Origin of the sequence: Rhodoplanes sp. Z2-YC6860 (genome assembly GCF_001579845.1) — a bacterium.
In the GTDB taxonomy this organism is placed as follows: Bacteria; Pseudomonadota; Alphaproteobacteria; order Rhizobiales; family Xanthobacteraceae; genus Z2-YC6860.
This window is the reverse complement of the sequence record NZ_CP007440.1, coordinates 2,110,116-2,123,635: the sequence shown is the minus strand read 5'-3', so window position 1 is coordinate 2,123,635 and position 13,520 is coordinate 2,110,116. Positions and strand designations below refer to the sequence as shown.

The window sequence follows — 13,520 nt, the reverse complement described above, 5'->3', positions numbered from 1 at the left end:
GAAACAGTGCGGAGCCGCAGTGGCCGTCGGAGTTGTGATCCCGGGAACCTACAGAAGTAGGTGGGCGCCATATATCCCAGTCCAGGGACCAGGTCAGGGACAGCTCCCGTCAGGATCGTAAGGCCCCGGGGAATTTACCCCTAACGCGCCCCGCAGCCCCGCGCTGCCAATGTAGTGCTTCGGATCGCACACCGCAAAGTGGCGGCACACGAAATCGTCAGGCTTGGTTGTCGGATTTTTTCTCAGCCCTGCGCCGGGCCGTCGCCAGCCTGCGGCTGGTTGAGCTTCTTCGCCATGCCCTCGATCCGCTCGGCGGCCGACGTAAAGGCGGCGATCAGCGCGGCTTGCGTCGCTTGCGCACGCTCAGCGGCCGCGCCACGGGCGTCCTGCAAGGCGTTGATCTCCTGCTCCAGCCGGCGCATCTTTTTGCCGGCCTCGACGCCCTCATCGGCGGTCATGAGCGCCGCCATCACGACAAGACGAGAGTCGCCGATCTCGCCGAATTGGCCGCGAAGCGAGTTGATGCGGTCGTCGAGCTCTTTGGCGAGTTGGCGCAGATGATCCTCCTGGCCGTCCTCGCAGGCCATTCGGTACTGGCGACCATTGATGCTGACGTTCACCTGAGCCACGGCCCGCTCACATCAGTCGTTGGATTCGAGCACGAGCCGGACGTTCTCCATCGCGGCATCGATCCGGCGGGCGATGTCGCGGTTGAGGGTTTCGAGACTGCGGCCGCGCGCCACCGCCGCGTCGAGATCGGCGGCAAGCTTCGAGCGGTCCGCGGCCAACGCGTGGACCTGCTGGCCGAGCGCGACGGCCCCCTTGTCGGTCTCGGTTCGTCGTTCGACGGCCGCGTCGAGTGCATCCAGCGCCTGCGTCAGACGCCGGGTTGCCTGCTCGATCGCGGTCTGCTCGTTCATGGTGTCGTTCAGTTGGGCCGACCTTTCCGCAGTGGTTCTCGAGCTTGCACGGGCCAAAACGGCCCCAAGTCGCGCTGAAAACCATTGAGTCGGCAATAGCGTAGAAGCGAAACTTTAGATGCCGCGTGACCTTGCCGTCAACGCCGCGAAGCCACGTTATCCCTGGGTTTTCGAGCACCTGTGCATGGCTTTACGGCAATACCGCCCATTCGTTGGACTCATCGCCGGAGCGTGCTATCCACCGGCCATCCGGACAGGATCCCCATGAGCGCAGCAGCATCGACGACCGCCGTCGCGACCACGTCGCGCAACGGTGATGGAGTGCACATGAATTCGGTTTTGACCCGCGCCGAGCATGACCGGCTGGCCAACGCGATCCGCGCCCTGGCGATGGATGCCGTGGAACAGGCGAAATCCGGCCATCCCGGCCTGCCGATGGGCGCGGCCGATATCGCCACCGTGCTGTTCACGCGGGCGATGAAGTTCGATCCGGCCGATCCAAAATGGCCGGACCGCGATCGCTTCGTGCTCTCGGCCGGCCACGGCTCGATGCTGCTCTACGCGGCGCTGTATCTCACTGGTTTCGAGTCGGTCACGCTCGACGAGATCAAGAAGTTCCGCCAGCTCGGCTCCAAGACTCCGGGCCACCCCGAGAACTTCATCACGCCCGGCATCGAGACCACCACGGGTCCGTTGGGCCAGGGCATCGCCAATGCGGTCGGCATGGCGATGGCGGAGCGGCACCTGGCGGCGGAGTTCGGCGACGAGGTCGTCAACCACTCCACCTTCGTGATCGCCTCCGACGGCGACTTGATGGAGGGCATCAGCCAGGAGGCCATCGCGCTCGCAGGCCACCTCAAGCTCAGCAAGCTGATCGTGCTGTTCGACGACAACGGCATCTCGATCGACGGTCCGCTGTCGCTCGCGGATTCAGTGGACCAGGTGAAGCGCTTCGAAGCTTGCGGCTGGAACGCCTCGCGCGTCGATGGCCACGATCCCGCAGCCATTGCCGAAGCGATCGAGCGGGCGCGGCACTCCGACAAGCCGACGATGATCGCCTGCAAGACCACCATCGGCTATGGCGCGCCGACCAAGGCCGGCAAGTCGTCCGCGCACGGCTCCCCGCTCGGCGCCGACGAGATCAAGGGCGCGCGCGAAAAGCTCGGCTGGAGCGAGGCGCCGTTTGCGATCCCGGCCGACGTGCTAACGCAATGGCGCGCCGCGGGACAGCGCTCCAAGAGCACCCGCGCCGCCTGGGACAAGCGGCTTGCGGCGCTTCCCGCCGACAAACGCGCCGAGTTCGAGCGAAGGATGCGCGGCGACCTGCCGGGCACGCTCAACGCAGCCATTCGCCAAGTGAAAGAAAAGCTCCACGCCGAGCCCAAGGAAATCGCGACGCGCACGGCCTGCGAGTTCGCGCTGGAGAGCATCATCCCGGCGGTGCCGGAGATGATCGGCGGCTCAGCCGACCTCACCGGCTCCAACAACACCCGCACCAAGTCGATGAAGGCGATCACGCCCGCCGATTTCTCCGGCCGCTTCGTGCACTGGGGCATCCGCGAGCACGGCATGGCCGCGGCCATGAACGGCATGGCGCTGCATGGCGGCATCATTCCCTACAGCGGCACCTTCCTGGTGTTCTCCGATTACTGCCGGCCGTCGATCCGGCTGGCCGCGCTGATGGGCGAGCGGGTGATCCATGTGATGACCCATGACTCCATCGGCCTCGGCGAGGACGGCCCGACCCACCAGCCAGTCGAGCATCTGGCGGCGCTCCGCTGCATTCCGAACGTCAACGTGTTCCGCCCGGCCGACGCGGTCGAAACCGCCGAGTGCTGGCAGCTTGCGCTGGAAGGCCGCGAGACGCCGAGCGTTCTGGCGCTGACGCGCCAGAACGTGCCGCAACTCCGAAGGACCCTCGACGAGCGCAACAAATGCGTGAACGGCGCCTATGAGATTTCGCCAGCCGAAGGCACCGCTCAAGTTTCGATCTTCGCCACCGGCTCGGAGGTATCGCTTGCGGTCGAGGCACAGAAGCTCCTCGCCGCCAAAGGCGTGCCGGCCCGCGTGGTCTCGGTGCCCTGCTTCGAATTGTTCCAGGCGGCGCCGGACGAGGTCCGCCGCGCAGTGATCGGCGACGCGCCTGTGAAAGTGGGCGTCGAGGCCGCTGTCCGGCAGGGCTGGGACTCCATCATCGGCTCGGACGGTATCTTCGTCGGGATGAGCAGCTTCGGGGCCAGCGCGCCCTACAAGGAGCTGTATAACCATTTCGGCATAACGGCTGCGAAGGTTGCCGATGCCGCGTTGAGCAAGCTGGGGAAAAGGTGATAACAACCCACCCAGCCTAGGTTCTTTTCTTCGTCACGGCCGGGCCCGAAAAGCGCGAAAGCGCCGTCTGAGGGGTTAAGTCCCGGCCGTTCGCGTCCTATCTGTAAGGCTGCGAATGCCCTTCGGGCGTGACCATCTACAAGCGGGAGCGAACATGACTGTCCGGGTAGCGATCAATGGATTTGGCCGGATCGGCCGCAACGTGCTGCGCGCCATCGCCGAAGCAGGCCGCCACGATATCGAGGTTGTCGGCATCAACGACCTCGGCCCGGTCGAGACCAATGCCCACCTGCTCCGCTACGACAGCGTGCACGGCCGCTTCCCGGGTCAGGTCACCGTCAAGGGCGACACCATCAGCGTCGGCAACGGCGCCATCAAGGTGACGGCTGAGCGCGACCCCTCGAAGCTTCCCTGGAAGGATCTCGGCGTCGACATCGCGCTGGAGTGCACCGGCATCTTCACCGCCAAGGACAAGGCTTCGGCCCATCTGACCGCGGGCGCCAAGCGCGTGCTGGTCTCGGCGCCGGCCGACGGCGCCGACCTGACCGTCGTGTTCGGCGTCAACCACGACAAGCTGACGAAAGATCACAAGATCGTCTCCAACGCCTCCTGCACCACCAACTGCCTCGCCCCGGTCGCCAAGGTGCTCAACGATGCGGTCGGCATCGACAAGGGCTTCATGACGACGATCCACTCGTACACGGGTGACCAGCCGACGCTCGACACCATGCACAAGGATCTCTACCGCGCCCGCGCCGCGGCGCTGAACATGATCCCGACCTCGACGGGCGCCGCGAAGGCGGTGGGCCTCGTGCTGCCGGAACTCAACGGCAAGCTCGACGGCGTCTCGATCCGCGTGCCGACGCCGAACGTCTCGGTCATCGACTTCAAGTTCGTGGCCAAGAAGGCCACCACCAAGGACGAGATCAACGGCGCGATGAAGCGCGCCGCCGAGCAGCAGCTCAAGGGCGTCCTCGGTTACACCAACGATCCGAACGTCTCGGGTGACTTCAACCACGATCCGCACAGCTCGATCTTCCACATGGACCAGACCAAGGTCATGGACGGCACTCTGGTGCGCGTCATGTCCTGGTATGACAACGAGTGGGGCTTCTCCAACCGCATGGCCGATACGGCCGTGGCGATGGGCAAGCTGATCTGATCCGCACCGGAAGGCGCGGTCATGAGCTCGTTTCGCACGCTCGATCAGGCTGACGTCAGGGGCAAACGCGTTCTGTTGCGCGTCGACCTCAACGTCCCGATGGAGAACGGTCATATCACCGACGCGACGCGCATCGAGCGCGTCGCGCCGACCATCACGGAACTTGCCGACAAGGGCGGCAAGGTGATCATCCTCGCCCATTTCGGGCGGCCGAAAGGCCCGGACCCGAAGGAGTCGCTGAAGCCCGTTGCGGCAGCAGTCGCGCATATCGTGAAGCGGCACGTCGCGTTTGCCGAGGATTGCATCGGCGAGAAAGCCGCCGCGGCGGTCGCGGCGATGAAGCCCGGCGATATCCTTTGCCTGGAGAACACCCGCTTCCACAAAGGCGAGGAAAAGAACGACCCGGCGTTCGTTGCCGAACTCGCCAAGCTCGGCGATCTCTGGGTCAACGACGCGTTTTCCGCGGCGCATCGCGCCCATGCCTCGACCGAAGGGCTCGGCCACAAGCTTCCGGCCTATGCGGGCCGCACTATGCAGGCCGAACTCGAGGCGCTCGACAAGGCGCTGGGCGCGCCGAGGCGGCCGGTGGTTGCGATCGTCGGCGGCGCCAAGGTCTCGACCAAGCTCGATCTGCTCGAAAACCTGATCGCCAAGGTCCAGGGCCTGGTGATCGGCGGAGCCATGGCCAACACCTTCCTGCACGCCCAGGGCGTCAACGTCGGCAAATCGCTGGTCGAGAAGGACCTCGCCGACACCGCCCGCCGCATCCTGGACAAGGCCGACGGCGCAGGCTGCGCCATCATCCTGCCGGTCGACGCCGTGGTGGCGTTCCATTTCGCCGCCAATGCGCCGTCGCACCTCTATGGCGTCGACGCCATTCCGGCCGACGGCATGATGCTCGACATCGGCGACCAGTCGGTCGACCGCATCAAGGGCGCGCTGGACGACGCCGCTACTCTGGTGTGGAACGGCCCGGTCGGCGCCTTCGAAGTGCAGCCGTTCGACAAGGCCACCATGGCGCTGGCGCGGTATGCGGCGGCGCGCACCAAGGCCGGCAAGCTCATATCCGTGGCAGGCGGTGGCGACACTGTGGCGGCGCTGAATGCCGCAGGCGTCGCTAACCAATTTACCTATGTTTCCACCGCCGGCGGCGCTTTCCTGGAGTGGATGGAAGGCAAGGCCTTGCCCGGCGTCGAGGTGTTGAGGCAAAAATAGTTCCGACAATGACATTGCGGCGCAACCTCGCGCGCCGAAAATCGTTCTCGGGTCATCACCCACAGGCATCAGGGAGCACGCGATGAATCTCGCAGACCTCAACAAAGTCGCGGAGGCCATGGTCGCGTCCGGCAGGGGCATTCTGGCCGCCGACGAGTCCACAGGCACCATCAAGAAGCGGTTCGACGCCATCAATGTGGAGTCGACCGAGGACAACCGGCGCGACTATCGCGAGATGCTGTTCCGCTCGGAAGGCATGAAGAACATCTCCGGCGTCATCCTCTACGACGAGACCATCTGGCAGAAGGCGAAAGACGGCACGCCGCTGGTCGACATCATCAAGAAGGCCGGCTCGATTCCCGGCATCAAGGTCGACGAGGGCGTCCAGCCGCTGCCCGGCTGTCCGGGCGAGACCATCACGGTCGGCCTCGACAAGCTCGCCGAGCGGCTGAAGAAATACTACGAGCAGGGTGCGCGCTTTGCGAAGTGGCGCGCCGTGATCGACATCGCTCAGGGCATCCCGACCGCTGCGGCGATCCGCACCAACACCCACGCGCTGGCCCGCTATGCCGCGCTATGCCAGGCCGCCCAGATCGTGCCGATCGTCGAGCCCGAGGTGCTGATGGACGGCGATCATGACATCGACCGCTGTTACGAAGTTACCACGGCGGTGCTCAAAGCCCAGTTCGAAGAGCTGTTCCATCAGCGCGTCCCGCTCGAAGGCATCGTGCTGAAGCCGAACATGGCGATCTCGGGCAAGAAGAACGGCAAGCGCGCCGGCGTCGACGAGGTCGCGGAGAAGACAGTCCGCATGCTGAAGAACTGCGTGCCGGGTGCGGTGCCGGGCATCGCGTTCCTGTCGGGCGGCCAGTCCGACGAGGAGGCGACCGCACATCTCGATACCATGAACAAGATCGGCGGCCTGCCCTGGCAACTCACCTTCTCCTATGGCCGCGCGCTGCAGCACGCGCCGCAGAAGGCGTGGTCGGGCAAGAGCGAGAACGTCGCGGCCGCGCAGCGTGTGTTCGCGCATCGCGCCGCCATGAACGGCCTCGCCTCCAAGGGCCAGTGGAAGCAGGATCTGGAGAAGAAGGCGGCGTAGTTCGACGCTTTCACAAGATGCGGCCTGACGGCCGCCTTGCAGGCCTGACCGGCTGAACCTACCCTTCCCCGGCGTGTCCTCATGCCGGGGATTTTCTTATGCGAAGTCTGTTGAAGCGGCTGCTGCCGCTTGCGTTGGCTCTGGTCGCATTCAAGGCTCCGGCCACTGCCGAGACCTACCCGAGCAAGACCATCACCATCATGCCGCTGCTCGCGGCCGGCACCGGGCTCGATGTCGTGGTGCGACTCTATGCCGAGCAACTGTCGCAGCACTTTGGCAAGCCGGTTGTGGTCGAGAACAAGCCGGGCAGCGCAGGCCTTGCCGGTATCGCCGCGCTGAAGGCTGCGCCCGCGGACGGTTACACGCTGACCGTTGCCACCAGCGCCGTGATGGCAATCCGGCCGACCCTGCTGAAGAGCCCGCCTTACGACGCGCAGAAGGATTTCATCCCGATCGCGCTCTACGTGAAATCGCAGTTCATCCTGATCGTCGATCCGAAGCTGCCGATCCATTCGGTCCCGGAGCTCATTCAATACGTCAAGGAAAGACCGGGCCAGCTCAGTTATTCATCGTCGGGCGTCGGTGGCGCGCCGCATCTGTCGGCCGAATACATGAAGCAGCGCTTCGGCCTCGACCTCGCGCATGTGCCTTATCGCAACAGCCCACAATCCATCGCAGACGTCGCGGCGGGCCACATCGCCATGGCATTTGCCGAAGCCGGCGCGTCGCTGCCGCTCATCCATGACGGCAAGCTCCGCGCGCTCGCGGTGACGTCATCGACGCGGCTGCCGACCGTGCCCGACCTGCCGCCGTTCGGCGAAGCCGTTGGTGTGCCCGACTTCGAAACCGTGTCGTGGCACGTGCTGCTCGCGCCGGCCGGCACGCCGCCCGACGTGGTGGCGAAGCTTCACAGCGAAATGAAGCGGATCATGGAGACGCCCGACATCCGCAAGAAGGTTGCCGACGTCGGCCTGATCCCACTCGATATCGCGCCGGTGGAAAGCCAAATAGCCTACATCAAGGCCGAAGGTGAGAAGTGGGGCACGCTCGTGCGGAAGCTTGGACTCGAGGGCTCTCAGTAGCTCCAGGCTTCGCGCACAAGCAGGTGCGCCCCATGAGCCTTATTCCGGCTCGCCGTGCTCTTCCATGCAGGCCCGATAGACACCTCTTGGCGTGGCCTGCTGGTTGAAGCCCTTGAACCCTGCGATGCGACCGTTGCATTCGCGCAGCGCCTTGGCGCGGTCGAACGACACCCCTTCGTCCAGGACTTCGATCGCTTGTGCCCGCGCCGCGAAGCCGTGATGAGCGCTCTTTGCCAGAGCCGGTGTCGCGATAGCCGCAACGGCAAGTGACAAGGCCAGCGCCACACCGGCCGTTTGGATATTGATCATGGTGGTCTCCGTCGTTTTGTCGGCTCTGCGCCCCGCGCCTTGGTGGCCGCGGCGTCGAGGCCGGAACGGACAAGTGGGGATCACTTGGTGGTGGAGTAATGCGGCCTCCGCATCGGTGGTTTGCTTCCCAACCCTCTTGCAAAAATAGGGGTATATGCGCGCTTTCCGTTCGGCGCGCCGGAGATGTGCGTAAACGCACTTGCGCCCGTACGCCCTCTCCGCAAGCGCAATCGAAAACCCCAGCAGTAAGCATGCTCTCTCGCGCCAAGATTTGGCCCGTTTCTCCGTAGTAGGTTGGGTCCGGGTTGTGGGCCGCATCTCATGCTTCTTCGTATTCTCTCGACGCTGCTGGCTGTCCTCGCGGCAACGCCGGCATCTGCGCATCCCCATGTTTGGGTGACGTTTCACAGCGAGGTTGTTTACGCGTCCAAAGGGATGATGACCGCGATCCGCCATGTCTGGACGTTCGACGACATGTATTCGGCCTTTGCGCTTCAAGGCATCGCTCATGCGAAGAAGGGCGAATACACCCGCAATGAGCTGACGAGTCTGGCTCAGCTCAACATGAAGTCGCTCAAGACCTACGACTATTTCACCTACGCCAAGGCCGACGGCAGGAAGGCCGCCTTTTCGGGCCCTGTCGACTATTGGCTGGAGTACATCGCTTCGACGCTGACGCTGCATTTCACCTTGCCGCTCAAAACGCCGACCGCAGCCAAATCGATGGAGATCGAGGTTTACGACCCCACGATCTTCGTCGATTTCGAGTTCGCAAAGGACAAGCCTGCTTCGCTAGAAGGCGCGCCGGAGTGTCGGCTCAAGCAGGAGTTTCCGCGTCAGCCAACAAGCCGCGAGCAGCAACAGATGGGCGAGCTCGACAACAACCCCGATGCGCTCTCCAAGACCTATGGCGAGGTGTTCGCCAACAAGATTTTCGTAACCTGTCCCTGAGAGCATGTTGCCGCCTTACCGTCCGTTCAAGACGGTCTGTGGCTCGGGATGCACTTGCGGCGTTTTCACGATATTCTCTTTGTGAACGCTGCCATTCCCATTTCCGCCCCATTGCAATCGCAATCCGACGCCCATGGCCAGAACGCCGAAAGATTCCAAGACAACATACGAGCGCCCTGCCCCGCGGCTTTATCTCGTCACGCCGCCGGTGGGCGCGGCCGAGCGCTTTGCCGCGGCGCTGAAGGTTGCGGTCGGCGCGGCCGACGTCGCGGCGGTGCTGCTCAGACTCGAGCCTGCAGGCGAGCGCGAACTGACCAACCGGGTGAAAGCGCTGTCCGCGATCGTGCAGCCGACCGGCGCCGCGCTGGTGCTCGACGGTCATGCCGAACTCGCCGGCCGCTCGGGCGCCGACGGTGCACATCTGACCGGCCTCGCGGCATTCTCAACCGCGGTCGACAGCCTCAAGCCCGCGCGGATCGCGGGCTGCGGCGGCCTGCACAGCCGCGATGACGCCATGGCCGCGGGCGAACGCGGCGCCGACTATGTGATGTTCGGCGAGTTGGAGGCGGACGGCAGCCGGCCGTCATTTGGCGCGATCCTCGAACGCGTCGGGTGGTGGGCCGACCTGTTCGAGGTGCCGTGTGTGGCCTATGCGGCCACGCTCGACGAGGTGGGACCGCTCGCCGCAGCCGGGGCCGATTTCGTTGCGATCGGCGGCAGCATCTGGGACGATCCGCGCGGTCCAGCGGCGGTCGTCGCGGAAGCGGGGGCGAAGCTCGCACTGCCGGAGAAGGTTTGAATGAACGTCGTCTGGAACGCTTCGCGGATCGGAGCCGCAGCCCTCGCCGCGGCCCTGCTGTCGCAGGCCGCGCTGGCACAGCCGAAACCCGCGCCGCAGCCCAAGCCTTCGCAGCCAAGTTCTGCCGCCCCGCCGGCGGCCAGTTCCGACGAGGGCGACGTCGCCTATGCCGCATTCCAGCGCGGTCTCTATCTCACAGCGTTTCGCGAAGCCACCAAACGCGTCGACGAGAAGAACGACCCGAAGGCCATGACGCTGCTCGGTGAGCTCTATGCCGACGGGCTCGGCGTGCCCAACGACGATAAAAAGGCCAACGAGTGGTACAAGCTCGCCGCGGCGCGCGGCGACCGCGAGGCGATCTTTGCGCTCGCGATGTTCCGCCTCAGCGGGCGCGCCGGTCCGACTGACCGCGCCGCGGGCGCGAAGCTCCTCGGCGACGCCGCCAAGCTCGGCCATATCATCGCGGCTTACGACCTCGCCCTGCTCTATCTCGAAGGCCAGCTCTTGCCGCAGGATTTCACACGCGCGGCCGAGTTGATGAAGACCGCCGCCGACGCCGGCAACCCGCAGGCGCAATACGCGCTCGCCACCTTCTACAGGGAAGGCCGCGGCGTGAAGATGAACGCGCAGGAGGCGACGCGGCTGCTCGCGGCGTCGGCCCGCGCGGGCTACACCGACGCCGAGGTCGAATACGCCATCGCGCTGTTCAACGGCACCGGCGTGAAGCAGGACGAGCGCGCCGCGGGCGAATTCCTGCTGAAGGCCGCCAAGAAAAACAGCGCGCCGGCGCAGAGCCGGCTGGCGCTGATGTACGCGTCGGGCCGCGGCATCAAGGCCGATCCGGTGGAAGCCGCGCGATGGCACATGATCGCCGTCGCCGGCGGCAGCAACGACCAGTACCTCGAAGACTTCGTGCGCAAGATGAACCCGGCAGACCGGGCCAAGGCCGAGGAGAAGGCCAAGCCCTGGATCGCCCTGATGCAGGTTCGCGGGCCGACCCCGTTCGATCAGACCCAGCCAACGGCGCAACAGCCGACCCAGGCCCAGACACTGACGCCGCCGGCTCAGGCAAAGCCTTGACGGCGCTCGCCGGGTCGGGGCATCTGCACCGCTGGCGAACGAAATAAGGCGGCGGCGGACAGTTCATGGCCAAGATCAGCGGCAGCGAAATCCGGCCCGGCATGGTGCTGGAGCACGACGGCTCGCTCTGGGCCGCCGTCAAGACCGTCGCGGTGAAACCCGGCAAGGGACCGGCCTACAACCAGGTCGAGTTGAAGAACATTCTCGACGGCCGCAAGCTCAACCAGCGTTTCGGCGGCACCGACCGTGTCGAGGAAACCGAAGTCGAGCGCCGGCAGTTTCAGTTTCTCTACAAGCAGGGCGACCAGCTCGTATTCATGGACACCGCAACATATGACCAGATCGAGCTCGCCGAGGATTTCGTCGGCGAGCGCTCGAGCTTCCTGCAGGACGGCATGAACGTGCAGGTGCAGCTGCATCAGGACCGGCCGATCGGCATCAAGCTGCCCGAGACCGTGGTGCTCGAGATCGCCGAGGCTGATCCGCACATCAAGGGCCAGACCGCCTCGTCGTCCTACAAGTCGGCAACGCTGGAAAACGGACTGCGCATCCAGGTGCCGCCCTTCATCGAAGCCGGCGAGAAGATCGTCGTCTCGACCGACGAAGTCACTTACGTGCGGCGGGCCGAGTAAATGCCTCATTCCGCACTGCTCAACGTGATGGTTGGAGCGGCCCGCAAGGCCGCACGCTCGCTGAAGCGCGACTTCGGCGAGGTCGAGAACCTGCAGGTCTCGATGAAGGGGCCTGCGAACTTCGTCACCGCCGCTGACCGCCGCGCCGAGGAGACGCTCTACACGGAGCTATCCAAGGCGCGCCCGGGCTATGGCTTCCTCGGTGAGGAAGGCGGCAGCCGCGAGGGCAGTGACCCGACCCACCGATGGATCGTCGATCCGCTCGACGGCACCACCAACTTCCTGCACGGCATTCCGCAGTTCTGCATTTCGATCGGGCTCGAACGCTCCGGCAGCATGGTGGCCGGCGTGATCTACAATCCGATCACCGACGAGCTGTTCACTGCCGAACGCGGCAAGGGTGCGTTCCTCAACGATAGGCGTATTCGCGTCGCGGCGCGCACGCGTCTGATCGACACGGTGATCGCCTGCGGCCTGCCGCATCACGGCCGTGGTGATTTGGAACTCGGCATCAAGGAATTGAGCGCGGTGCAGGACCGGGTCGCAGGCCTGCGACGGTTCGGCGCGGCGGCGCTCGACCTCGCCTATGTGGCGGCCGGCCGGCTCGATGCCTACTGGGAGCAGAACATCTCGCCCTGGGATATGGCGGCCGGTATCGTGCTGGTCCGCGAGGCCGGCGGCTATGCCACCGACATCGAGGGCGGCGACGCGATGTTCGACAAACGCAATATCGTGGTCGGCAACGAGACCGTGCACCGCGAATTGCAGAAAATCCTCAAGGCCGCGGGCAAATAATCGCGCTGCCGCAGCAGTTTGTTCGTTGCGGCGCGAGTGGACCGTTTCGCCGCGATTTGCGTTGATTAGGCCAGAACCGGCATTACTTTCGCCGCATGCGTGCCATAATGTGGCTACGTGCTTCGGCGACGAAAAGGCCAACCATGGCGAAAGACGTCGATCCCTTCAAAGTGTCCTCACCGCGAATCTTCCTGGTGAGGATGCTGATTTTTCTTATTTTGTGCAGCCTGATCGTCGTCGTCATCCATCCGCAGATCCTGACGGCCTTCAAAGCCAATCCGCCACTCAACGCGCTGATCATCGGCGTGCTGCTGATCGGCATCATCCTGTCGTTCCGGCAGGTCATCCGGTTGTTTCCCGAGGTCGCATGGGTCAACAGCTTCCGGCTGGGCGATCCGGCTGTCGCCCAGGAACGGCCACCGTCCCTGCTCGCGCCGATGGCCGCCATTCTCCGGGACCAGGCCGGCCGCATGTCGATCTCGTCGCAGACCATGCGGACGCTGCTCGACTCCATCGCCATCCGGCTGGACGAGGCGCGCGAAATTTCGCGCTACATGACCGGGCTGCTGATCTTTCTGGGCCTGCTCGGCACCTTCTGGGGCCTGATCGAGACGGTGAGCTCGGTCGGCGGCGTCATCAACAACCTCAAGGTTGGCGGCGACGCCAGCGCGGTGTTCGATTCATTGCGTGACGGTCTCTCCGCACCGCTGTCCGGCATGGGCATCTCGTTCTCGTCCTCGCTGTTCGGTCTCGCGGGCTCGCTGGTGCTGGGCTTCCTCGACCTGCAGATGAGCCAGGCGCAGAACCGCTTTCACACCGACCTGGAAGACTGGCTCGCCACCACGGTGAGCGACATCAACACCGTCCCCGACCCCTCCGCGATCCCGATCGGGAACAGCATCGGCGACATGGGTATGGCAATCGAGCGGCTGCGCGAAGCCATGCTGCAAGGGGGCAGCGGTCCGAACTCCGGCAAGGCCGCGACCACCGCCATGGCCAACCTCGCCGAAGCGATCCAGGGCCTCGTGCATCATATGCGCACCGAGCAGCAGATGATCCGCGACTGGGTCGACTCGCAGGCCGAACAGCACCGCGAAGTGCGCAGGCTCCTCGAAACGATGGTTCAGGAGCGCGTCGATCGATGA

Annotated in this window: 14 protein-coding genes and 1 other RNA gene; 11 read left to right on the top strand and 4 right to left on the bottom strand. The window is 64.9% G+C overall.

Annotated elements, in window-relative coordinates; translation table 11 throughout:
- Nucleotides 1-7: 7 nt before the first annotated feature.
- From ssrS to RHPLAN_RS09950, 3 genes are all read right to left on the bottom strand, one after another.
- A non-coding RNA gene (ssrS, locus tag RHPLAN_RS09960) (6S RNA) lies at nt 8-162 on the bottom strand.
- Nucleotides 163-242: 80 nt separating this feature from the next.
- Complete coding sequence (locus RHPLAN_RS09955) at nt 243-629, bottom strand: cell division protein ZapA (RefSeq protein WP_068016695.1); 387 nt, start codon at nt 627-629, stop codon at nt 243-245.
- 12 nt (nt 630-641) lie between these two features.
- The gene (locus RHPLAN_RS09950) at nt 642-920 is read right to left on the bottom strand and encodes a DUF4164 family protein (protein ID WP_068016693.1); all 279 of its coding nucleotides are present in this window, start codon (nt 918-920) and stop codon (nt 642-644) included.
- A 327-nt stretch (nt 921-1,247) separates the two neighbouring features.
- Here RHPLAN_RS09950 and tkt point away from each other — a divergent pair, with 327 nt between their 5' ends.
- From tkt to RHPLAN_RS09925, 5 genes are all read left to right on the top strand, one after another.
- A complete protein-coding gene (gene tkt / locus RHPLAN_RS09945; protein WP_068030963.1) occupies nt 1,248-3,248 on the top strand; it encodes a transketolase in 2,001 nt (666 codons plus the stop codon).
- Nucleotides 3,249-3,402: 154 nt separating this feature from the next.
- Nucleotides 3,403-4,410, top strand: coding sequence for a type I glyceraldehyde-3-phosphate dehydrogenase (gene gap / locus RHPLAN_RS09940; RefSeq protein WP_068016689.1), 1,008 nt, complete (start codon nt 3,403-3,405; stop codon nt 4,408-4,410).
- A 21-nt stretch (nt 4,411-4,431) separates the two neighbouring features.
- A complete protein-coding gene (locus tag RHPLAN_RS09935; protein WP_068016686.1) occupies nt 4,432-5,625 on the top strand; it encodes a phosphoglycerate kinase in 1,194 nt (397 codons plus the stop codon).
- Nucleotides 5,626-5,707: 82 nt separating this feature from the next.
- Complete coding sequence (locus tag RHPLAN_RS09930) at nt 5,708-6,727, top strand: class I fructose-bisphosphate aldolase (protein WP_068016683.1); 1,020 nt, start codon at nt 5,708-5,710, stop codon at nt 6,725-6,727.
- A gap of 98 nt (nt 6,728-6,825) precedes the next feature.
- Nucleotides 6,826-7,809: a Bug family tripartite tricarboxylate transporter substrate binding protein gene (locus RHPLAN_RS09925; RefSeq protein ID WP_068016680.1), complete on the top strand. Its 984-nt coding sequence runs from the start codon at nt 6,826-6,828 to the stop codon at nt 7,807-7,809.
- A 39-nt stretch (nt 7,810-7,848) separates the two neighbouring features.
- Here RHPLAN_RS09925 and RHPLAN_RS09920 read toward each other — a convergent pair whose 3' ends face one another.
- Entirely contained in the window at nt 7,849-8,118 is a 270-nt protein-coding gene (locus RHPLAN_RS09920; RefSeq protein WP_068016676.1) for a hypothetical protein, read from the bottom strand.
- A 321-nt stretch (nt 8,119-8,439) separates the two neighbouring features.
- On the opposite strand from RHPLAN_RS09920, the gene RHPLAN_RS09915 reads away from it, so the two are divergent.
- The 6 genes from RHPLAN_RS09915 (at nt 8,440) to RHPLAN_RS09890 (ending at nt 13,520) form a co-directional block, all read left to right on the top strand.
- On the top strand, nt 8,440-9,069 hold the full coding sequence (locus RHPLAN_RS09915) for a DUF1007 family protein (protein ID WP_068016673.1): 630 nt from the start codon (nt 8,440-8,442) through the stop codon (nt 9,067-9,069).
- A 133-nt stretch (nt 9,070-9,202) separates the two neighbouring features.
- Nucleotides 9,203-9,868 carry a thiamine phosphate synthase gene (locus RHPLAN_RS09910; protein ID WP_068016670.1) on the top strand — a complete coding sequence of 222 codons (666 nt, stop codon included), beginning with the start codon at nt 9,203-9,205 and terminating at the stop codon, nt 9,866-9,868.
- Nucleotides 9,869-10,948: a tetratricopeptide repeat protein gene (locus RHPLAN_RS09905; RefSeq protein WP_068016667.1), complete on the top strand. Its 1,080-nt coding sequence runs from the start codon at nt 9,869-9,871 to the stop codon at nt 10,946-10,948.
- 65 nt (nt 10,949-11,013) lie between these two features.
- The gene (gene efp / locus RHPLAN_RS09900) at nt 11,014-11,580 is read left to right on the top strand and encodes an elongation factor P (protein WP_068016664.1); all 567 of its coding nucleotides are present in this window, start codon (nt 11,014-11,016) and stop codon (nt 11,578-11,580) included.
- Complete coding sequence (locus RHPLAN_RS09895) at nt 11,581-12,375, top strand: inositol monophosphatase family protein (RefSeq protein ID WP_068016661.1); 795 nt, start codon at nt 11,581-11,583, stop codon at nt 12,373-12,375.
- Nucleotides 12,376-12,518: 143 nt separating this feature from the next.
- The gene (locus RHPLAN_RS09890; protein WP_157100179.1) at nt 12,519-13,520 is read left to right on the top strand and encodes a flagellar motor protein MotA; all 1,002 of its coding nucleotides are present in this window, start codon (nt 12,519-12,521) and stop codon (nt 13,518-13,520) included.

Excerpts from the sequence above, each read along its gene's own strand:
- RHPLAN_RS09905 (WP_068016667.1), top strand. The coding sequence starts at position 9,869 with ATGAACGTCGTCTGGAACGCTTCGCGGATCGGAGCCGCAGCCCTCGCC.
- RHPLAN_RS09930 (WP_068016683.1), top strand. The coding sequence starts at position 5,708 with ATGAATCTCGCAGACCTCAACAAAGTCGCGGAGGCCATGGTCGCGTCC.
- RHPLAN_RS09895 (WP_068016661.1), top strand. The coding sequence starts at position 11,581 with ATGCCTCATTCCGCACTGCTCAACGTGATGGTTGGAGCGGCCCGCAAG.
- efp (WP_068016664.1), top strand. The coding sequence starts at position 11,014 with ATGGCCAAGATCAGCGGCAGCGAAATCCGGCCCGGCATGGTGCTGGAG.
- RHPLAN_RS09890 (WP_157100179.1), top strand. The coding sequence starts at position 12,519 with ATGGCGAAAGACGTCGATCCCTTCAAAGTGTCCTCACCGCGAATCTTC.
- RHPLAN_RS09935 (WP_068016686.1), top strand. The coding sequence starts at position 4,432 with ATGAGCTCGTTTCGCACGCTCGATCAGGCTGACGTCAGGGGCAAACGC.
- RHPLAN_RS09915 (WP_068016673.1), top strand. The coding sequence starts at position 8,440 with ATGCTTCTTCGTATTCTCTCGACGCTGCTGGCTGTCCTCGCGGCAACG.
- RHPLAN_RS09920 (WP_068016676.1), bottom strand. The coding sequence starts at position 8,118 with ATGATCAATATCCAAACGGCCGGTGTGGCGCTGGCCTTGTCACTTGCC.
- RHPLAN_RS09950 (WP_068016693.1), bottom strand. The coding sequence starts at position 920 with ATGAACGAGCAGACCGCGATCGAGCAGGCAACCCGGCGTCTGACGCAG.
- gap (WP_068016689.1), top strand. The coding sequence starts at position 3,403 with ATGACTGTCCGGGTAGCGATCAATGGATTTGGCCGGATCGGCCGCAAC.
- tkt (WP_068030963.1), top strand. The coding sequence starts at position 1,248 with ATGAATTCGGTTTTGACCCGCGCCGAGCATGACCGGCTGGCCAACGCG.
- RHPLAN_RS09925 (WP_068016680.1), top strand. The coding sequence starts at position 6,826 with ATGCGAAGTCTGTTGAAGCGGCTGCTGCCGCTTGCGTTGGCTCTGGTC.
- RHPLAN_RS09910 (WP_068016670.1), top strand. The coding sequence starts at position 9,203 with ATGGCCAGAACGCCGAAAGATTCCAAGACAACATACGAGCGCCCTGCC.